Source organism: Halomonas sp. S3-1-1, from assembly GCF_023757625.1.
Taxonomy (GTDB): domain Bacteria; phylum Pseudomonadota; class Gammaproteobacteria; order Pseudomonadales; family Halomonadaceae; genus Vreelandella.
This window is the reverse complement of sequence record NZ_JALGBZ010000002.1, coordinates 45,107-65,756: the sequence shown is the minus strand read 5'-3', so window position 1 is coordinate 65,756 and position 20,650 is coordinate 45,107. Positions and strand designations below refer to the sequence as shown.

Here is a 20,650-nt window from a genome sequence, read left to right as displayed (position 1 = left end):
GACGTTACTCGACCGGGGGTTCCGGTAACACCGGCGGCGTACTGTCCATATAGGTCAGGAAGTCTTGCCAAATGTCGTGCGTTCGCTGTTTCGTTAACCGGGTACGGCACGTAATGCCCATGACGCCGCGAATGGTGCCGTCGCGCCACTGGGTATAGACCGCGCCGCAGTGGGCGGCAGCATACGCCTGCCACTGCTTTTGAGCTGTCTGGATAGCCTCGACTAACTCCGGGTCATCCGCATTATCCTCAACGCTCGTTTCCAGATAATGGGTAAGTACCTCTTCGGCGGCCTCTAACTCGAGAGCCGCGCACCGATTGGTCTCGAGCGTATTCCTTACGTTATTGCAATCGAGCGCCTCGTCGTCCGCCACGGTGGAAAGCGACAGCGAAGCGAGCACTATGAATAGCCACTTTTTCATGTTGTCTCCAAACGCACATAAGGTGTTGGCCAAGCGGGCACAACCGCCATGTTCTCACATTCGATACCAGGGAGATCATCTTTCGACCTACGACGGATGGGCAGTGGCTACGGCTTATAACGCGTCAACGCAATGCCGCACGCGATCAGCCCGGACGATACGAATCGCCACACGCCAAAGCCTTCTTTCAAGATGAGGGTGGAGATCAGCGCGGCGAACAGCACGCTGGTTTCGCGCAGCGCCGAGACCATGCCCAAGGGCGCGTAGGCCATGGCCCAAATGACGATCCAGTAGGCGCCTACCTGCATGCCACCGCCCGCCATGGCGGGTGCCAAGTGGCTGCCTATTACCTTCTTTATTTCCCTGGCTTTCCATGTCCACGCAATCGCGAACGTCAGCAAGCCATTGCCAAGCGTTAGAAGCACCGCAAAGCCGAGTACCGACCCCGCCTGCCGAGCCCCCAAACCGCCCACCAGCGTGTAGGAAGCGATCAAAGCGCCCGTGCCCAACGCCAGGAGGATGGCGCGCGGGTTACGCGTGATGCCGGTACGCGCATCGAAAGCCAGCGACATCACCCCTACCCCGAGAAACAGAACGCCCAGCAGCGGTAGCATACCCAGCATTTCGCCGGCGAACGCGGCCGCGCCCAGAGTGACGAGTAACGGCGCCGACCCGCGCGCGATGGGATAGACCTGGCCGAAATCACCATGCTGGTACGCCATGGGCAGGCAGAAGTGATAAGCGGTATGAATCAGAATAGCCAGCCCCAGAAGCGGCCAACTGGCCGGATCCGGGAGCGTGACGAAAGGCAAGGCGAGCGCGGACACGCAGCTTCCCAATAGCGTGATCACCGCCATGACGGCGATTCGGTCACCGCTCACTTTGACGATGGCGTTCCAACTGGCGTTGAAGAGCGCCGCGAGCAGAACGATCAGGGTGATTTCGGGGCTCATGTCCTCGACTCCTTGGGCGGTCAACCTGCGTGGTGAGGAAAAGCTGATGTTCCAGACTGTACGAAGCTATCGGCTGCTCGTCGCAAGCTTTACGCCCAAAGCAACGAACAAGGTGCCGAGCCCTCGATCCATCCAAAGCCCCACTTGGCGATTTTTCTTCAAAAACGACCCCAACCGAGCGCCTGCCAGGACTAGGGGTGGCTCGATGAACGCCGCGACCACGATGATGAGGCAACCATGCAAAAAGAGCTGCGCGCCGTTAGGCCCCGCACCGGGCACCACAAACTGGGGCAAGAAAGCGAAAAAGAAAATGGCCACCTTGGGGTTAAGCGCCGAGACGAGTACGCCTTGCCAATAAACGGAGCGGCTACTCTGCGTGCTGGCGTGATCGTTCGAGACGAAGGAATCACCTTTTGATAACAACATTTTGATACCCAACCATATCAAATAAGCAGCCCCCAGCCATTTGACGACGGAAAACGCCAGCGCGGACGTGGCGAGAATGGCCGATAGCCCCGCCGCCGCCATGACCACATGCACCCCTGCCCCTGTCCAGATCCCCAGCATGGCCGCCAACCCCTGCCGCCGACCGTTACGAAGTGTCTGCCCCAGAATGAACGCGATATCCGGCCCTGGCGAAAGATTCAGAAGCACTGCGGCCGATAAGAATGTCATCCAGTGCAGAACCGTATAATCGAACATATTGGGCTTCCCATGACGGTGTTATTGTTAAAGCGGCGGTGTCACCGTGCTATTCAATAACTTTACCGCCTTACGGTGAGAACTTCACGACTTGGCCAAGGGAATAAATGTCGGCGGCGGAAAGACTCTCAATGGGCATTATGCTTCACCTACCCTTGGCTCAGCCTTACTGTACGTGCTAGAGCCTGGGGCCAATCTTATTGAGCTCTTCTGGGCATGGCGTGCTTTCCCCTAGCGTAAGAGTGACGTCGTATTGGGCCTGAAAGTCATCACTACTACTCCACATGGTCGTGTGGGTTTCAAAATCGGCTTTTACGACGCACCAATTCCAAAAAAACACGCTTGCACCGTGAATCATCAGCGATTCCGTGCGCCACTCCTTTATTTCTGCAAAGCTCGCCTCGCCGCTATCATTGGTTTTATCCCCCATTCTCATCTGTTCAAGACCATACGGGTAGGAGCTTGATATTAAAGACACCCAGGCATCCTGAACGGGCTTTCCTTCCGCGTCGGTGACGAGGATTTCGGCCTCGGGCTGAAGCGTCTTGTTGATGGGGTAAACAACGCAGCCTGAGAGAAACAGCGTCATCGTTAATATGAGTAGTTTCATGTTTGGTTCGCTATAACGCCGCACTTAACGGCTCATCCGCTGCAATGCTTTTTTAGACCTTCTTCTAAGGCTTTAAGAATGCCAATTTCGCACCAAAACCAATAAATACGCTCCCAGTGACTGACTTTAACCATTTAGTGAATCCAACGCTACTTGCTAGCCCTTTCAACTGAGACAGCAATAAGACCAAGGCAGAAAACCAAACTAAATTGATAGCCGCATGTGCAGAAACCAGAAAGTATGCTTGAGAGGCACTCTCACCAATGGATAGGAACTGTGGAAAAGCGGCCAAGTAAAACATGGATACTTTGGGGTTAAGCACGTTGGTGAGTAAACCCTCATTGAATGCTCCGCGAATGGATATGACCTTTTTGCTTTCTTGAGCAAATGCCACTGGAACAGTTTGGTCATTTTTCCAAACCGCCAATAGGGACTTAACCCCTATCCAACATAGATAGCCAGCTCCCAGCAGTTTGAAGACAAAAAAGGCGTGAGCTGACTGGACAAGCAGAACCGATATGCCAAATATAGACAAAGTCCCATGGACATAGAACGCCGCCACAAATCCCCATACGTTAGCAAAACCAGCCTTGCGTCCAGACAGGGGAACCGTTTTCGCTATCAACACGCCATTTGGGCCAGGTGAAACGACTAGCAACGTGGCTACCAAAACAAAAGTCAGAATATTCATTATTTCCATGTTTTACCCTTACTGAGATTGTCAATGCTTAAAGATTAATGATGCGCTCTGTGACAAAAAAAGTTGCCAACTTTTTTATCCGTGCAGCAGCGCCTCTTTAAAAATCTTTATTTTAAATCTTGAATTTCTTAAATCTATTGTTTAAATTCACCCTCAATAGCATTGAAATATCTTTTAGTATTGTTATTTGGTTATATTTCTCATATTCTGACCCTTGGCATAATGATGAGACATGTAAGACCCCATCCCCATCAATCGATAATAAATTCAAATCGAAAAGATTATGTATATCGCTTCTTAAAAGAAGCCCATTATCCAGATCGTAGCCACCCTTTTTTGAATGTGGAACAATGTGTGCAGCTTCAAGCAAACTTACGATTCTGCAACCAGTAACAATACAAGTTTTTTCATATCTATCTAAAAGTTTTTTTCTAAAATATGGCTGACCTTTTCTTGTTTTAATTGCAGCGAGCATTACTTCATCGGTGAACTCTCTATCGCTATTTTGGGATGGCCCGTCTGGGACTTTATTAGAAGTTTCTTTTGCATTAGGCGAAAAATATTTTTCAACATGAATTCCCTGTATAAATTTTAATTGCGCGAGCTCTTTGATGGTAAAAACAAAAGCAGACACATCACTGCCATTTTTATCTTTATAAATGATTTTCTCGAAACAAACAGGCAGTGATTGAATAAGCATCGCTTCATCTTCGGGGCGATGCGCTATCCTTATACGTACATTATCCTTGTATGGAATTATACTAATGTTAGGTCTACGTGATACATTTTCATTCAGTGTTAACCTGTATTTTGGCTTTTTTTCTTGGCTGATTGCTGATTGATTTTTCCAATTGAAATTATCATTCAAGTATGCACCAACTTTCTCAAATAAGAGCGTTGATTCCCGATGTCTTTTTCTGTATTTCTCTAAACGTATTTTATAGCCCTTACTGATTTCATACATTAGTTCACCCTCTCGCTACCTAAATAAAAATTAAGCACACTGCTGTTTTGTAGCGTTAAATTTCCGCGCAATACTTGAATATTTTTAACGCTGAGGTAGCCAGCGGAGGGAATCAAAAACGATACGTTTTGGCGTCCTGTTGACCGACTGGTTAGATTTCAATCTATCCCCCATTCTTTCTTTTCGCTGTCAGTCATAGAAGAGCAAATCTGGCGGAAAGTATCGCTAAATTCAGAGCTGACTTTCCCATGAACTCTATAGTTCGTCAGCAGATACCGTTTCACGGTATTCGGCCACTTACCTACATCACAAGCATCATTAATGATGCCTTTCGCATCATGATCGCTAGTACCTTTAAGGACCTCGCCAAGTCTGCGTTCGAAATCTGCGAAGGTCCAATCATCAGACCGGGCCTCAAGTTCATCAAAAAGTTTCTCTTTGTACTGCGCCATTGGCATGCTTGCCTCCTTATTCGTGAATAAATCTAACGCTGAAGCACAGCGGCTACCTTGGAGTGGCGACGAAGGAGCCACGGAAAAGACGTCCGGCGGCCATCGGCCGCGAACTGCTGCGCCTTGTTAACTGGCACCATAGCGAGCACGCAATTCAGACCAAGCAGAACCAATCATGACGCTGCTGATCACTGAGAAAAAGACGGTCAAGAGGTTACCCGCCATTTCGAGTGCTGGAAAATTCATATGCCCACCGTTCATGCTTGCGCCTATGGCAGCCAAAGATCCATACAGGAGCAGCACGATTCCGCCGAATAAGAGCATGATCGGTTTAGCCTTGAGTAGAGAAAACATTATGCCCAGACCACCAAGCACCCACACACCAGCTAATAGAAAAAATATCTCAGCATCCATTTAAGATTACTTCCAAAAGTCGCAATTTCATACTGTATCTGCACAGTTAACAGTGCTTATATAGAAGGCTGCATAACCTCAATAAACGTGCCCGCTCGTTCATTGAGGTTATGTGGCCATAACATTTGACTCTATCCCATTGTTTCTGTTGTAAGCAAAGCAAATTTTGGCTGCATATCAAAAATTCGCGTGCCCGCGCGTTTTGCCGATTTCAATTATATGGACACCCGGCATTGCATATGTGGTGCCTTGGTTTGAAGGGCATGACCTCACGCTCAATAGATACGCAGTCACACTTTTCCAAGCACATCTCCCTACCAAGCCACCGCTGCTTGCCCAACAGCAATGTTAGGTATTTAGCAGGGGGCAGCGTAGCAAGGTGCTTGCGCAACCGGGGCTGGTAGGTAAACGGCTCAGCAGGCACGTGTAATGGCTTTGCTATCCAAGGCTTTTACTGCTTGAGAGTCGAAATAACCAACGTCGATATGTGGCCAATGAGCTTTGCGCCAAGCCGTTGCGAGTCAGGCAAAAACACCGCCGTAATAACTATCGGCAAGGTAGGCGACCAGCGGGTTTGAGTAGCCGCTTTGCGTTGGTGAAGCAGCCGGTCAGGCCACCGGCCTCCTACCGGCTGGCTTGGCGGCGGTCCATCGCGGCGGCAATGTCCTCTTCGTGCGCTTCACCCCAGTTGCAAAGCGGCTCCATGGCTCGCACCAGGCTTTCCCCGAAGGGCGTCAGCGAGTAGTCGACGCGCAGCGGGATCTCCCCATAATCGGTTCGCAGGACGATGCCGTCGGACTCCAGCTCTTTCAACTGCTGGATCAACATTTTGTCGCTTACACCGCGGACGCTCCGCTTGAGTTCGCCGTAACGCGTCGGACCCTTGTTCAAAAAGAACAGAATCAACGGTTTCCACTTCCCGGTCATCACGTGCAGCGTTGCATGTAGGCCGCAAATGAAGCGTGGGTTTTCTGAGTTTTCTTTCGCCATAACCCTACTTACCAAAAGGTGCATACTTGAACATTTGTAAGTGGTTTATATATCGTTAAAGCGAATCGAGTCAACACACACGGAAACCCCAACATGAATCGGCTAAACGGCAAAATCGCACTCATCACCGGCGGCGCCAGCGGCATCGGCCGGGCCTCGGCCCAACGCCTCATCGACGAAGGCGCCTTCGTCTTCATTGTCGGCCGGCGCCAGGACGTTCTCGACAACGCGGCGGCGGCACTGGGGCCCGACGCCCAGGGTCTTCAAGCGGATGTGACGAAAACGGAGGATCTCGACCGCATATTCGAGACAGTGCAGAAAGAGAAAGGCCACCTGGACGTACTGGTGGCCAACGCGGGCGTCGGCGAGTTCGCACGCCTGGGGCAGATCACCGCCGAGCACTACGACTACATCTTCGACATCAACGTCAAAGGCACGCTCTTCACCGTTCAGAAGGCGCTGCCGCTGATGAGCAGCGGCGGCTCTATCATCCTGACCGGCTCCACTGTGGGCAGCATGGGTACCCCGGCCATGAGCATCTACAGCGCTTCCAAAGCGGCCGTACGCAATTTGGCGCGCAGCTGGGCGCATGATCTCAGGGGAACGGGCATTCGCGTGAACGTAATGTCGCCAGGCCCGACCCAAACAGACAAGGTGATGGAACTGCTACCACCTGAGGCCGTGGCCGAGATGAAGCGGGCCATACCGCTTGAGCGCTTGGGTGACCCCAGGGAAACCGCCGCCGTAGTGGCGTTCCTGGCGTCCGACGATAGCTGCTTTATGACAGGGAGCGAGGTGTTCGTTGACGGAGGCTACGCCCAGGTTTAGGGCCAGATGGGAAACGGGAGGCGATAAACCAGAAGGAGTCAGTTGGGTTAAGCACCAATCGACCTGACCCTTTTCATATCCGAGATGGGCCACCCAACGACACAAGGCCGCATTCGATCACGCCATTGCCGTGGTGAGTCCGGTGACTCGCAAATTGAGAGCCAGCGGTTTTCATAAGCGACTAACGCCACGCTTTGGGCGTTCAGTTGTTCGTTCAGTCAGGCCGTCGCATTGGACTCATCCAGCGCCTTTCCCCAAATGGCGACCCTGTAGGTAAAGGAGCCAGGCTCGCTAGCCTCGATATTGATGGCGGCCGGGATAAAGCTTTTACCCTCATACTCCGGGGCTGCGTTGTAACGCGTTATGGTACCTTCCTGAGCAAGCGGCAAAATGATGTTTTGATCCGTATTCGCCTTGAGTTCAACGGCGAACGCTGGCACATACACCACGTTCGGTGGCACGTCTTCGCCACCGAATTCGGCCGGTAAAAGCAGCAGCTTTTGAAGCTCGCCCTTTTGAACCAACGCCTCAGCTTTTTCTCTTGAGTCGACGCCAGCGTAATCTGGACCTTTCGTGTTCTTCTTGAACCATCCAAACATTGTCATCTCCTGGCCTACGTTAGGCCTCATCATGAGGCAGCAGCTTTGGATTCCACACCACCTCCCAAAGGTGCCTGTCGAGGTCTTGAAAGTAGCCTGCATAGCCACCCCAGAACGTTTCATGTGCCGGCTTGACGATCAAGGCGCCAGCCGCTTCCGCCTGGGTCATCACTTGATCGACCTCTGCTCTGGAAGAGACATTATGACCGAGTGTTAGATCAGTGGCGCTTGGCCGATCGACTGGCAAACCCGAGTCATGGGCAATGCTCGCCCGGGGCCAAATGGCCAGCTTCAAACCAGGCTGGAGGTCGAAAAATGCTACCGCGCCGTGCTCGAACTCTTCGCCGATGATGCCGTCGGTGCTCAGACCGAGCCCGTCGCGATAGAACGAAAGTGCGCGCGCTAGATCGTCCACGCCAAGAGTGATGACCGTGACTCGGGCTTTCATGCGAGATGTCTCCTGGGGCCTAACGCCAGTCAACAAGGCGGCTAAAGAATAAAGGCGAAGCCCCAATGCAGCAGGCATCGCTGTGCCAGGCCTTGTTAAATGCTGGCGGGCTACCTTCCATACTTTTGGATTAGATTGGCAAGCAGCGCCTCAATAACCGCCTTGCTATTTACCGTAATGCCCGCAAACGGCTCATTGCTTCCCGACCTGGATATTGTAACCATCCCCTAAAATCGATGCATGCGTCATTAGAGTTCTCCGGCCTACAATGAGGCAAACGGAGAGCAACATGAAGAAATTACGGTACAGCGAGTCACAGATCGTCAAGATTCTGAAGGAGGTTGAGAGCGGTCGACTGGTCAAGGTGTTGCGACGTTGGGGCATGAATGGAATCGCAAGCGGTTCCACCGGCTGTATTGTGTACTCAACCTGAATAAACGACGACAGGGCAAGCAACGGCTCCCGCCAAGATTCCCGGAGCCATTGAGCGTACCCGCCACCGTTAATCGATACGGGTCCATGGATTTCATGAGCGACAGTCTGTTCTGTGGCCGCCGGTTCCGAACGTTTAACGTGCTGGACGACTTTAACCGGGATGTTACAGTCATGACCTATCTGGCTGCCGTTACACCAAGCCAAAACTGAATTAAAGGACGAAAAAATGGCACTACCAGTTACGGGCAGTGCCATTTATTTCAGTCCAGATATCAACTGAACAAATAACTTTCTAGATCCGTTTCAACGCCAATAAGATTAGCCGGATCAAGATAATTATCCACCTCTGATCGGCTGAGCTGCTGGTGCTCAGCGGAGTCAGTAAATGCCAATACCATATCAATCAAGCTGACCTCATCGTTTTGCATGACCTCTTGCCAATACTGCTCACCTACCGTATCAGGCGCCCGATTCAGTACCTGCTCATAAAGCGTATCGATTAATGCCTCGACATTTAATGGCTCCCCATTCGTTAACAACTCTTGGCTTTCCAGCAAGCTTTCCGCTAACGCTTCTGGCGATTGGCCACTCTCCAGCCATTCACTAAACATTGCTTCATCGGGCACTTCACCTATCAAGCCGGTATAGAGTCGCACCAATGTTTCCGCCAGTGGGTCTTGATCTACCGATACGCCGGTATCAAAGCCTAACGAACGCATTTCCATTTGCTCAAGATTCACACCCCAGGCCAGCAACTTGTTCCCGTTCACGATTGGGGTGCTGACGTTAATATACTCCTGTGATTGGACAAACCAGCGGGCGACCTCGCTACGATCCCCGTTACTATCCAGTAAGACGTCTAACCAGTAATCACGGCCGCTTTCATCCGCAGCGCGGCCAAGCGCGTCTTGATAAAGTGTCTCCACAAAGGTGGCATTATCGCTACCCATGGCTTGCAACGCAGTGACCGTCTCTTCTGATAACATGAAATCTTGAGCAATGTGGTTGAAGCTGCCCCCAGCGTTTTGTTGTGTTACCCAGTACTCCAAACCCTCTCGCTCAGCAACGCGATCAAGAATGCCGTTGTACAAACGGATGATAGGCGTCAGCACCATATCGAACTCAGGGTAACGTACAAAGGTTGTCGTATTACGCAACTGTTCCAGAAGTTCAGATGGTAATTCCCATCCCTCCGCAGAAAGTATATTAACAAAGTTAACGAGCTCGACTGGTTCGGGCTCAGGTTCCGGCTCCGGCTCCGGTTCTGGCTCAGGTTCTGGCTCAGGCTCAGGTTCAGGCGTCGGTGAGGCTTCCACGTTAAAGGTCAAAGTGCCGGAGACACTCTCCACGCCATCTTCACCTCCATCAGCCAGGGTAAAGTCAAAGCTGGCATTGCCTGCACTGCTGCCTGCGGTAAAGGTCACCAAACCACTATCGATGTCTTGTTGGGTAAAGGTTTCACCTGCTGTCAAGGCAGTGCCGTTAAGCAGCAATGCGCCTGAAGTTGGCAGGGTATTCAGGGTATAAGTGAGCCCATTGCCATCATTATCCGGATCGCCTGCGTCCAGGTTAGCCGTTGTTAAAGTGATGCTACGTCCCGCTTTTACGCTAGGGCCTACGTTGGTGGCGATGGTCGGCGCATTGTTAACTCCTTCCACTGCCACCGTTAGAGTAGAAGAACTGACATTGCCTGCAGCATCTTGAACATCGACGGTCACGCTGGTGGTAAGTGTTTCGCCGTGGGCAAGGGCCTCAAACTCGCCATTGGGATTGAAGCTGGCCGTGCCATCAGCATTGACGATAAAGCGTCCACCGTTGCTGCCCACCACCGCGTTGCCCAGCGCATCGGCGCGATTATTAATTGCGGTCACCGGGGCTGTATCGTCAGCGCCTATGTCGTTATCGGTTAGCTTGTCGCCTGCTCCGTTAACGTTGGTCAGCAGGGTCTCCCCCGCATCTTCGCGTACTGTGGCAGTCGTATCATTATTGGCCGTGGGCGCGGTGGTATCCAGAGTCAACGCAAGATCCGCAGACGCACTGCTGGTATTACCTGCGCTATCGCTAACAATGGTATCAATGGTGTTGATGCCTTCGCTCAAGTCGCCTGCGGCCAGGGTGAAGGCCCAGTCGCCGCTGCCATTGGCAGTGGTGCTACCCACGCTGTTGCCATCGACACGCACCGTCACGGTAGCCCCCGCTTCGGCGCCTGTGCCGGTCAGCGTGGGCGTTGTGTGGTTGGTGAGGTTGTCGCTATCGCTCACGCCGCTATCGGAATCGGCCGCTAGCGTGGGCGCTGAGGCAGCCGCGGGAGAATTAGCATCAACCGACAAATTAGTATTATCGGCAAGGTTTTGCCCGCTGGGTAACGTATCAAGATTCGCCGCTATGCCGTTATCGTGGGCGACTAGCGTGGCTCCACCCGTCAGATTTAGCGAGGCGACGTTAAGCCCCGTAGCATCGGTCTCACCTTCTTGCACCGTATAGCGGCCACTAAACTGCACTTGATTAGCGGCATCGCTACTAGTGAGGAGAATCGTTGCGCCGGTGTTGAGCGTGGCCGTCAGTGCACCGCCGTTGGCCGCAAAGTCGACCGCTTTATCGAAAGACACGGTGACATCTATGCTGCTGCCTACCGCAAAGGTGCCATCGGCGGTGGGCGAGGTGATCGCCTGAATAACCGGGCTGGTAGCGGTCACTACGCTGAAAACATCGCTTTGCGTTACGGCTGTCAGCGTATTACCCGCTGCATCCTGAGCATCGCTGATGCGCACGTCCACGTCCTTGATTACTTCATTGGCATCGGTGGTATCAAAGGTGGCGATATAGGTGGTCGCATCCACCCAACTGCCAACGTTAAAGGTAAGGGTATTCGTGGGGTCTTCCGTTGGGAAGGTGATGGTGGGGGCGATGCCCGTATTCATCGCTTCGTTGAAATTTAATGTCAGGGTAAAACTACTACTGCCGATCTGGTCGTCAGTAATGGTGGTTAGCGACGGTACGATAGCGCCATCCAGGCTGGGGCGAACAGTGTCAATGGCATCACTGCTCTGGCTGATAGCATTGGTGTAAGCACTAGAGCTATTGCCCGCCGCATCGGACAGCACAAAGTTAATGGGGATGTCGTCGCCTTTAGCGCGAGAGGTATCCCCCTCCCGTACCGTGTAATTGGCGGTGTAGTTGCCGCCGCCCTGATCGGTAAAATCGGTGACCGCTACCCCGTTCACCGCGCCAGCATCCAGCGATAAGCCTGCCTCTCCCGCGCTAATGGTGACGGTCACAGTATCGCCGATTTTATGACTGTTATTGGGTATAGAAACGCTCGTGATGACGGGGGCGACGGCATCAATGAGGATGTTCTTGTTCGAGCTCAGCGAGTTGGCGGCACCCGGTGTGGGCAGAGTAAGTTCGCTGTTGTTACCAGTTGCATCACGAATTGAGCCGCCATTGAGTATGATTCCGGCATCGGTCAGCGCGAGGTCACTGGACTCGTCCCCCGCCTGAACGGTATAAGCAAACGTCAGCGTGTCGGTACCTGAGCCGGCCACATAATCTATGGTGCGATCCGTTGCCCCGGTTTCCAGTATCAACTGCGGTGTACCGCTGACCGTCACGGCTTCACTGAAGGCTAAAGTGATGTAAACTGTGTCGCCCGCTTTATAAGTCCCGTCGGCATTCGGAGAGGTGATGTTGCTCACACTCGGTTGCACTCGATCAACGCCGTGTGCCGAACCGCTGGTATAGGCGGCTGCTATATTCCCCGCAGCGTCCTGTACGTCCGTATTACTGTCGAAATCAAGGCGCAGAGTGCCGTCGCCAGTAAGAGTGTCCACGGTGACGGTGTAGCTACTGCCGGAGCCGGAAATGGAGGCGATATTACCCGAAGCGCTGCCGGTGGGGTTGAGTATGAAGTCATCGATAGAAATACCGTCGACGTCTTCGCTAAAGGTAACAATGTAATCCACAGAGGATGCATTAGCCGCAGGCGAGCCGCTGGGCGCAATACTCGTAATGCTAGGTGCGACGGCATCAATCACAATATCTTTATTGCTACTCAAAGAGTTAGCATCGCCTGAGGCGGGCAAGACTAACACCGCGTCGTTACCTGCCGAGTCCTTTATAGAGCCGCCATTAAGGATGATCTCGGTACCCGCCAGCGCCAGATCGCTGGTTTCATCCCCGGCCTGGACGGTATACCTAAACATCAGCGTATTGGTGCCAGAGCCCGAGATATAACTAATGAGTCGGTCGGTCGCGCCGGTTTCCAGCGCTAGCTGTGGCGTACCGCCCCCCGTGTTCACCGAAACGTTTTCACTAAAGGTCAGCGCAATATCAACGGTGTCACCCGCTTTATACGTCCCGTTGACCGTCGGCGAGGTCACGTTGGTGACGCTCGGTTTTACCAGATCAACGTTGTGGATCGTGCCGCTGGTATATCCTGTCGGGGTATTGGTGGCCCCATCATCGATATCGGTGCCACTGTTAAGATCAAGACGCAGGTCGCCTGAACCACTAATACCGGTAACGCTGACCGTATAGCTATCACCGCTGCCAACAACCGCAGTAATCGTGCCAGACGCCGTACCGGTGGCTGTGAGGGTGAAGTCGTCGACCGATACATTGCTGACGCTTTCGCTAAAGTTAACGGTGTAATCTACTGAGGCGGCATTAGCATTCGGCGGGCCGCTGGGCGCAATGCCAGTAACGCTAGGGGCCACATCATCGATGACGTTGATGGTGACACTTTCAGTTGAGGGTGTCGTGCCATCGGTAGCTCGTATGCTAAGTGTATAGCTGCCGTTGGCACTGGCGTTGAGCTGGCTGGTATCGCTCAGGGTAATCTCGCCAGTGGCACTGTTGATAGCGAAGACGCTACCCGTGTTGCCGGATTCGATGGAGTAGGTCACCGAGTTATCGTCACCCGTGGTAGCGATAGTGCCTACTGAGGTGCTATTAGCATCGCTCTCGTTAATGCTGAAGGATTGGCCGGTGGTGATGACAGGGGCGATATCGTTAATTGAAATGGTGATGTTTTGAGTGGCGATGTTGTTAGTACTTTCGCCATCGTCGGCCTGCACCGTCAAGGTATAGCTAGTGGCTGTTTCATAGTCGAGCGCTGCTGCACCGGCGGCATTAAGGCGGACCTTACCATCGTCAGGATCGATATCAAAATAGCTTTGCCCCGTACCGCCTGTAATGGAATAGGTAATACTGGCGTCCGCCACACCACTATCGCCATCATCTGCCTGCACATCCAACAGCACGATGTTGTCGTTGGTGGCGGTTTCATTAATAGCGAAGGCGTTTACAGAGTTAAATTGTGGAGGGCTATTGGGAATGACCGCGTTATCAACCACAATATTGTTAATGGAGGAGTAGCCGCTGCCGTCGGCGTAATAGATGCGGACTTCATCAACGTTTGCAAAATCTGGATTGGCAGATAAATCTTGAGTTACTCGAACAGATGTGGCATTGGCACTAAAATTGACGATTGCACCAACACTAAGGCCATCGCGAAAGGCCTCGATTAATACCGTCTCACCTATTTGGTTGCCCCAGTCGTAAAAATCAAATCCATTAAATTTAAATTCTTCACCGTCACGACTTTTGACGGCAAGCCCGGCCCATTCATTAAAATAGCTAGAATAATCGATAGTGATGCCATTAAAACCATCACCTGTGGCAAGATCATTACTACTGTACCAATTTATAGAGTTGACTTTATCACCGGCGGCACTGCTAATATTATAAAACTCCAGCACTATCATGGGGTAATCAGCACTTCCCCCTTCACCATCTTGAGCAATTGAATCCGTATCCCAATTAGGGTCGTCCGCACTAAACGTAATGGTCGTGGGTGATAATAGATGCTGATAGGTAGTTACAGCGAGGCTGGAACCATGCGATGGTGCTGTGGTGATATCAAATCGCCAACTACCCCCTAACAAGTCGCTGCCGATAGGCGTGCTTGATGCGCTAATATCGACATCAAGTAGAGCATTTAATCGGCTTATCAAAAAAGCGCCATCATCGCCTTTAGCAGTAGAACACGAATATAAAAATAGCTCTTGTTGAATCAGCTGACCAAGCTTCTCTAGCTGAGGTGCAAGCTCGGCAAAATTATCATTAGCAATACGTGTATTGCCAAGGTAAATGGTGCCTGGCTGCCCATGACATAAAAGATGCAGCGCCTCAACCGGCAGGGGTTGTGAAGAGAGCTGTTCAATCAGGAAGCCAAGGCTATCCTGGTCATGTGTAAGGTACAGCACCTTCATGCCATGCGACGCCGCAGCGTTAGCAAGCACATTATAATCCGGCAGAGCAGAGTCGATAACGGCGACGGCGGTCATGGCAGCCTCATTAACAGTGAACAGGTACAGTTTGTCTTCAATGTTAGTTAATTAATTGTTGGTATTAAGGGCGGGGTGAATAGAGGCCATTAATCGCAACACAGTAACGAATACCCTGCTGGGGAGGCAGGTTGCTGAAAGGTACTGCTTGCCCTGTCGATCCTACCTGAACCTGACCACCCTCGACGCTTACAGGAAAGGGGGACGTCAAAGTCTCAGACCAAATGGTTGCACTGCCAGGGCCGCCCCCTGAAGCGGCAAGATAGGGATTAGCACTGCCAGGTGCGGATGAATTATTGCTATTGTTACTCGAAACCGGCAATTGTGTATTGGTGACAGTAGCTGCATGGGTATGTGGGGCTAGATTGGCACTCATCAAGGTAGTTGTTTCGGTACCACGGGTTTGACCAGCAGCAACAGGGGATAATCCTGGTCCATTACCTAAACCCACCGGAGTCCGCCCCTGTAAATCGGGTAGTCCAAATGTCTGTCTACCATCGCCGCCATAGGTAGTACCCAGCAGCGAAAATAAAGCGGTGTTTTGTGCGATAGACATCAACTGCCCTCTCGCCTCAAGGTACTGATCCGGACAATAGCTAGCGGCGGTCAAACATATTGACCCCATGTAGGGTTCGCTACTGCAGGTGGCATTAGCAGGAGAAGAAAATACAGCCATTCCTAATATAGACAAAGATAAAGCTGGTGAAAAAAAATTCATATCCCACCCCGTTTTTTGTCTTTTATTTCTCTATGATTAGCTATTTTTTCTTACTTGTCACTAAAAAATACTAGTTTTCTCAGGAATAGATCAAATTTATTTAACACCTTGAAATATATAAACTTATTGCCAACACCTCAGCTTTTGCTCTTGAGTCGACGCCAGAGTAATCTGGACCTTTCGTGTTTTTCTTGAACCATCCAAACATTGTCATCTCCTGGCCTAAGTTAGGCCTCATCATGAGGCAGCAGCTTTGGATTCCATACCACCTCCCAAAGGTGCCTGTCGAGGTCTTGAAAGTACCCTGCATAGCCACCCCAGAACGTTTCATGTGCCGGCTTGACGATCAAGGCGCCAGCCGCTTCCGCTTGCTTGGGTCATCACTTGATCGACCTCTGCTCTGGAAGAGACATTATGGCCGAGTGTTAGATCAGTGGCGCTTGGCCGATCGACCGGCAAACCCGAATCATGGGCAATACTCGCCTGGGGCCAAATGGCCAGCTTCAAACCGGGCTGGAGGTCGCACGAATAGATCTTGAAGAGCAACGGTGATATCCATCTTTCGCTAGCGGATAATCTATTGAAAGTACCGGCATAAATCAGGCTTGCTCGATGTCTTTAACGCCCTTTTCAGAGGCTCACTGCACTGCCTGGTTACGCAAGTATGGCGTTTATCAATAACGCGACAGATAGCGCAAAACCACCGATGTAAGTACCCAACGCACCGATGAAACGCAAAGGATTTGGCTTCGCCATGGTTTTGGGCGCCACAATTCCAATAGCCGCCAAATACCGGCATGCAGTGACGAATACCATGCACCAAAGCACCCAATCCGATGGTGCACCCTGGCCCAGAACGTAAATCAACAAAGCAATGATGGGCACATATTCGATTGCATTGCTGTGGGCGCGCACTGATTTATACAAATGGTCTTCTGGATCCTCTTTATAGCCGTACATGGCTTTTGACTTGGCTCTAGCCATGGAAACGTTGAACCCAAGGCCGATAACCAGTGCCGAGAGTAATGCGATACACATTAATGAAATTGACATGAATTTTCCTCGATTAGATTGAATGCATAACGCTTGAATTCATTGGGCTGCGCGTTTTCTTTGCGCAGCTCCGATGGAGCGAATCGTTAGCCGCTATCACATTATGTTTGCGCTTTCCCTACCCACTTGTTAACCGTAGGTGGTTCGTAGCGGGTGAATCGCTCGAGCAGCGTTTCAGATGAAGAATCGACCATCAACATCGAGCGGTGAGGTTGTTTGACGAACTGCTCTGCTACAGCATGATCAAAAAATGTCGTTAACGCGTCAAAGTAGCCTTCCACATTGAGCAAGCCACACGGTTTTTGGTGGAATCCAAGCTGGGACCACGTCCAAACCTCGAAAATCTCTTCCAGCGTGCCTATCCCTCCGGGCATGGCAATAAACCCGTCAGACAGTTCAGCCATCAGGGTTTTCCGCTCATGCATGGACTGCGTTACATGCAGTTCGGTCAGGTTTGGATGAGCGACCTCCTTTCGCACCAACGACTCAGGGATGACCCCAACAGCCTGCCCTCCAAGTTGCAAAACGGTATCGGCTATCAGACCCATGATGCCAACACTGGCGCCACCGTAAACAAGCGTTAGGTTTCGGCTGACCAGCGATCGTGCAAGGTCACGGGCTGCTCTGGAGTACGCCTCTTGCCGACCAGGGTTTGAACCACAATATATACATAGGCTCTTCATGGCATTCCTTGTTCGCTAGCGACATTGACCGCCGAAATCGGTGAATAGCCTTGGTTTATCAGCGTGTTCAAGGGTGGAAATAGGGGTCTTGGGAGAGCATCCCATTCAAACCATGTCCAGCCTTCGCATTTGTCTGGCTCCATCAGTTTAGGCTCACCGCCCTTAGGGCTTGCCAGCACGAAGACGGTGACATAATGCTTCTGATCGGCTTCGAACACGTTATTGGTGAAAGGCCCGTGCTGAATACCCTGGAGCACAAGCCCGGTTTCTTCCATCACTTCCCGTCGGGCACAGGAATCGATTGATTCCCCAAATTCAAGATGACCACCGGGTGCCGACCAGGTGCCCGCGCCATGAGCGCCCTTTCTCTTTCCAAGAAGTACGCACCCATTCTGAATAATCAGAACACCTACCCCCACTTGCGGCGAAGACATACAACAAAACCTCTTTGTGATTAACGCCGCAATTCACGCGTTTGTCGCGGCCATTGCCTGGTTAGCCGCATTCAACTGAATATCCGGCAGATTATCGAATACCTCAAGATAGGTCTTTTGGGATAGAAGCACGTCGAGAACAGGCGTTATTGGCGCTGCCCATATTTGCGGCAGATCCGCTTCCCCCACAGTGGCTATAGAAAATGCCAAACGCTCAGTCGGTGGGCAGAAATCAGTCGTGACACCCTCTTTATTTCCTCTAGCATCGACCCGATACCAGCCATGTTCCTCAAGATATAGAGCGTTCAAACCATGAAGACAAAAAGGTGGCCCATCCCCATCATCACTAATGGTTAAACGTTGATAGCATAGGCCTGCCGGTATTCCATTTGCTCGAAGCAATGCTGCCAGCAGGTGGCTCTTCGCGTAACAGTAGCCTGTTCCATGTTTCAGCACGTCAGATGCCTTACATGTCACATGGGTCACACTCGTAATCCCAACTATGCTTGATTTGATCGCGCACAAAGACAAAGCATTTTTCTGCGACCTGCTCGGGACACTCTGCGCCAGCGGCTAGTAACTTCGCCATAGCCAGCACCTCTGGTGAACTCCAGTCTATATATTCCGTTGACTCTAGATACTCATGCATGGTCTTAATTTCAAACATGGCTAACGCCCGCATTTGTGGATGGTTTGGAGCGCAGCGTAAAACCACTCCGACAACATGCGCTTGTTATCTTTTGACACTACGTAAAGTCCATTGTGTAGATGACTTCCGAGCACTCAGGGCACTTAAACTTGTAGACAGCAGGATTCCCCCCTTTTTCGTAATGCTCGAGAATCTTTTTCCAAACCTCCGGTTTTATCATTTCAACACTTAGAAACCTTTCTAGCGCTTCGCCCGTCAACTCAACTAAATCTTTTTTCTCTGCATCTCCATGGAACTCACATGCTGTACCGCAATGTGCCTGCCATACTTCCTGCTGCCATGAGTTATACCCTGGAGTCCTCTTGCACACCTCTGAGATTACCTCCTCTGGTACACCGGCCTCTTGCAACGGGTAGTCATCAGAGAACATGCCATCAAATTTTTGAGCGGCGGATCCATCTGCTATACACCACGGACAGATAAACTCAATTTCTTCCTCAGTGTAAAAAGTTGATGTATACACATACCCTCTAGCCTGTTCACAGCACTCGCAGACTTTCCTGCTTTCCTTGATCGCACCAGTAGAAATTGGATCGGGGTGATATTTGTACCTCGGGAGTTCCACGATTGCTCCTCAGAAAGTTAACAGTGATTATACAGAAGGCTACGTAACCTCAGTAAACGCGATGGCACATTCATTGAGGTTATGCTACCGCAGAAATTTACTCTATCCCATTGTTTCTATTGTGCGCAAAGCAAGATTTGGCGGCATACCCAAAATTCGCGTGCCTGCGCGTTTTGCCGGTTTCAATCATACTGCCGTTGGCGCACCACTCTGCAATGCGCTTATCGACGAAGGGCACAATTCAGGGGGCTCGTTATAAACAGGTAAGCAATTACATCAGCCCCACATAGATCACCTGCACACCCAACCACTGCTGCTTTAGCCCGCCGCTGCTTTAGCCCGCCGCTGCTTTTCGTTAGGTACTCGCGCAATGGACGAGCGGATGGCAGCCTAGCAAGGTGCTTTCGAAGCCTGCGCTGATAAAAAAACTGCTCCGCAGGCACGTGCAGCGGCGTAGATGTGGGTTCGGTGGTTTTTTTGCCAAGCATCAGCCATTGAGGCAAAACCGCCGCTTTATCCTTCGTTTAGGCGACGCTTGGCAGGTCCATAAGAAATGCGCGCTCGGCTTAAACTGCCTCTACTAGCAGTCCTTCGAAGAAGCTTACCGCGTTCGCTTCGAGCCCTTCTAGGTAATACCCACCTTCCTGCACCACCAGCGTGGGCAGGTTCAGCGCTGCGATTTGTCGGCCCAGCTCATGAAAACCCTGGGTGGAAACGGCCACCTTGGCTTGGGGGTCTCGCTCAAAGATATCGAAACCGAGCGCCAGCACCAGAGCGTCGGGTTCGAACAGGCGGATGGCCTGATGGACCTGCTCCAGGCGCTCGAAGAATACTGACTCAGCAGAGCCGTGCGGCATCGGGAGGTTGAGGTTGTAGCCGAGCCCTTCGCCTTCGCCGCGTTCGTTCTCGAAGCCGCTGACCGCCGGGTAGAAGTTGGTGGTGTCGCCGTGAATCGAGATGTAAAACACGTCACTGCGAGAATAGAAAATTTCCTGAATTCCTTGGCCGTGGTGCATGTCGGTATCGAGCACCACGATGCGCGGATAACGCCGGGTCAAATGCTGGGCGGCGATGGCGGCGTTGTTGAGAAAGCAGAAGCCGCCGGCAGAGTCGATGCCCGCATGGTGGCCCGGGGGGCGCGAAAGCGCGTAGGCGAAGCGCTCGCCGCTCATCAGCGCCTCGGCGCCGGCCACCGCGCTCTGAGCCGACCAGTAGGCAGAGTGCCAGGTATGCTGACCCACCGGGGCGCTGCCGTCGGCCAGGTAGCGGGCGGCCTCGGCCAGAATGCCCTGTAATGCGTTGGGCGAGCGTACGAAGATGTTGGAAATCACTTCTTCGCCCCAGTCCTCGCCCACCGCGTGCCAGCGGGCATGGGCGCTTTCCAGAAAGCGCAGGTAAGCCAGCGAGTGCACCGCTCTAAGGGGGCCAACGCCGTAATCTTTAGGCGGCGCTAGTTCGAACCCTAGCCGTTCGGCGGCGGCCAACAGGTGAGTGGCGCGCTGAGCGACCTCCTGGGGTGTGCGCATCTTGCCGCGCGAAAAATAGGTTTGCGGCTGATGCCACTTCTGGTCGTCGTGAAAGAACGTCTGCACTGCCAGGTCTCCTCGTTTCGTGCCATAAAAGCG

At 52.1% G+C, this 20,650-nt stretch carries 20 protein-coding genes and 1 pseudogene; 2 read left to right on the top strand and 19 right to left on the bottom strand.

Features of this window, described 5'->3' with window-relative positions:
- Nucleotides 1-4: 4 nt before the first annotated feature.
- From MQW23_RS05405 to MQW23_RS05365, 9 genes are all read right to left on the bottom strand, one after another.
- Nucleotides 5-421: a lysozyme inhibitor LprI family protein gene (locus MQW23_RS05405; RefSeq protein ID WP_252106814.1), complete on the bottom strand. Its 417-nt coding sequence runs from the start codon at nucleotides 419-421 to the stop codon at nucleotides 5-7.
- 107 nt (nucleotides 422-528) lie between these two features.
- Complete coding sequence (locus tag MQW23_RS05400; protein ID WP_252106813.1) at nucleotides 529-1,374, bottom strand: EamA family transporter; 846 nt, start codon at nucleotides 1,372-1,374, stop codon at nucleotides 529-531.
- Between the two features lie 66 nt (nucleotides 1,375-1,440).
- On the bottom strand, nucleotides 1,441-2,076 hold the full coding sequence (locus MQW23_RS05395) for a LysE family translocator (protein WP_252106812.1): 636 nt from the start codon (nucleotides 2,074-2,076) through the stop codon (nucleotides 1,441-1,443).
- Nucleotides 2,077-2,254: 178 nt separating this feature from the next.
- Entirely contained in the window at nucleotides 2,255-2,686 is a 432-nt protein-coding gene (locus MQW23_RS05390; RefSeq protein ID WP_252106811.1) for a hypothetical protein, read from the bottom strand.
- 64 nt (nucleotides 2,687-2,750) lie between these two features.
- On the bottom strand, nucleotides 2,751-3,386 hold the full coding sequence (locus tag MQW23_RS05385) for a LysE family translocator (RefSeq protein WP_252106810.1): 636 nt from the start codon (nucleotides 3,384-3,386) through the stop codon (nucleotides 2,751-2,753).
- Between the two features lie 112 nt (nucleotides 3,387-3,498).
- A complete protein-coding gene (locus tag MQW23_RS05380; protein ID WP_252106809.1) occupies nucleotides 3,499-4,350 on the bottom strand; it encodes an HNH endonuclease in 852 nt (283 codons plus the stop codon).
- Nucleotides 4,351-4,508: 158 nt separating this feature from the next.
- Nucleotides 4,509-4,808 (bottom strand): hypothetical protein, encoded by a 300-nt coding sequence (locus MQW23_RS05375; protein WP_252106808.1) that lies wholly within the window; start codon nucleotides 4,806-4,808, stop codon nucleotides 4,509-4,511.
- A 120-nt stretch (nucleotides 4,809-4,928) separates the two neighbouring features.
- Nucleotides 4,929-5,216, bottom strand: coding sequence for a hypothetical protein (locus tag MQW23_RS05370; RefSeq protein ID WP_252106807.1), 288 nt, complete (start codon nucleotides 5,214-5,216; stop codon nucleotides 4,929-4,931).
- 624 nt (nucleotides 5,217-5,840) lie between these two features.
- Nucleotides 5,841-6,206, bottom strand: coding sequence for a winged helix-turn-helix transcriptional regulator (locus MQW23_RS05365; RefSeq protein WP_252106806.1), 366 nt, complete (start codon nucleotides 6,204-6,206; stop codon nucleotides 5,841-5,843).
- A 93-nt stretch (nucleotides 6,207-6,299) separates the two neighbouring features.
- Here MQW23_RS05365 and MQW23_RS05360 point away from each other — a divergent pair, with 93 nt between their 5' ends.
- Nucleotides 6,300-7,034 carry an SDR family NAD(P)-dependent oxidoreductase gene (locus MQW23_RS05360; protein WP_252106805.1) on the top strand — a complete coding sequence of 245 codons (735 nt, stop codon included), beginning with the start codon at nucleotides 6,300-6,302 and terminating at the stop codon, nucleotides 7,032-7,034.
- A gap of 218 nt (nucleotides 7,035-7,252) precedes the next feature.
- On the opposite strand, the gene MQW23_RS05355 is transcribed toward MQW23_RS05360, so the two are convergent.
- Together MQW23_RS05355 and MQW23_RS05350 are read right to left on the bottom strand one after the other, a co-directional pair.
- A complete protein-coding gene (locus tag MQW23_RS05355) occupies nucleotides 7,253-7,633 on the bottom strand; it encodes a hypothetical protein (RefSeq protein WP_252106804.1) in 381 nt (126 codons plus the stop codon).
- Nucleotides 7,634-7,652: 19 nt separating this feature from the next.
- Nucleotides 7,653-8,081: a VOC family protein gene (locus tag MQW23_RS05350; protein ID WP_252106803.1), complete on the bottom strand. Its 429-nt coding sequence runs from the start codon at nucleotides 8,079-8,081 to the stop codon at nucleotides 7,653-7,655.
- A 349-nt stretch (nucleotides 8,082-8,430) separates the two neighbouring features.
- On the opposite strand from MQW23_RS05350, the pseudogene MQW23_RS05345 reads away from it, so the two are divergent.
- Nucleotides 8,431-8,681: pseudogene (locus MQW23_RS05345) on the top strand (IS3 family transposase); the annotation flags it as partial.
- 107 nt (nucleotides 8,682-8,788) lie between these two features.
- Here MQW23_RS05345 and MQW23_RS05340 read toward each other — a convergent pair.
- From MQW23_RS05340 to MQW23_RS05305, 8 genes are all read right to left on the bottom strand, one after another.
- The gene (locus MQW23_RS05340; RefSeq protein WP_252106802.1) at nucleotides 8,789-14,863 is read right to left on the bottom strand and encodes a DUF4347 domain-containing protein; all 6,075 of its coding nucleotides are present in this window, start codon (nucleotides 14,861-14,863) and stop codon (nucleotides 8,789-8,791) included.
- A 64-nt stretch (nucleotides 14,864-14,927) separates the two neighbouring features.
- Nucleotides 14,928-15,581 carry a phage tail protein gene (locus MQW23_RS05335; protein ID WP_252106801.1) on the bottom strand — a complete coding sequence of 218 codons (654 nt, stop codon included), beginning with the start codon at nucleotides 15,579-15,581 and terminating at the stop codon, nucleotides 14,928-14,930.
- A 654-nt stretch (nucleotides 15,582-16,235) separates the two neighbouring features.
- Nucleotides 16,236-16,634, bottom strand: coding sequence for an MAPEG family protein (locus MQW23_RS05330; RefSeq protein ID WP_252106800.1), 399 nt, complete (start codon nucleotides 16,632-16,634; stop codon nucleotides 16,236-16,238).
- A gap of 101 nt (nucleotides 16,635-16,735) precedes the next feature.
- Entirely contained in the window at nucleotides 16,736-17,317 is a 582-nt protein-coding gene (locus tag MQW23_RS05325) for an LOG family protein (RefSeq protein ID WP_252106799.1), read from the bottom strand.
- Nucleotides 17,314-17,751 (bottom strand): nucleotide triphosphate diphosphatase NUDT15, encoded by a 438-nt coding sequence (locus tag MQW23_RS05320; RefSeq protein WP_252106798.1) that lies wholly within the window; start codon nucleotides 17,749-17,751, stop codon nucleotides 17,314-17,316. Before MQW23_RS05320 ends, MQW23_RS05325 begins: the two co-directional genes overlap by 4 nt.
- Nucleotides 17,752-17,784: 33 nt before the next feature.
- The gene (locus MQW23_RS05315; RefSeq protein WP_319022804.1) at nucleotides 17,785-18,207 is read right to left on the bottom strand and encodes a transglutaminase-like domain-containing protein; all 423 of its coding nucleotides are present in this window, start codon (nucleotides 18,205-18,207) and stop codon (nucleotides 17,785-17,787) included.
- A gap of 290 nt (nucleotides 18,208-18,497) precedes the next feature.
- Nucleotides 18,498-19,025, bottom strand: coding sequence for a CbrC family protein (locus MQW23_RS05310; protein ID WP_252106797.1), 528 nt, complete (start codon nucleotides 19,023-19,025; stop codon nucleotides 18,498-18,500).
- A gap of 566 nt (nucleotides 19,026-19,591) precedes the next feature.
- A complete protein-coding gene (locus MQW23_RS05305; protein ID WP_252106796.1) occupies nucleotides 19,592-20,617 on the bottom strand; it encodes a histone deacetylase family protein in 1,026 nt (341 codons plus the stop codon).
- Nucleotides 20,618-20,650: the final 33 nt, after the last annotated feature.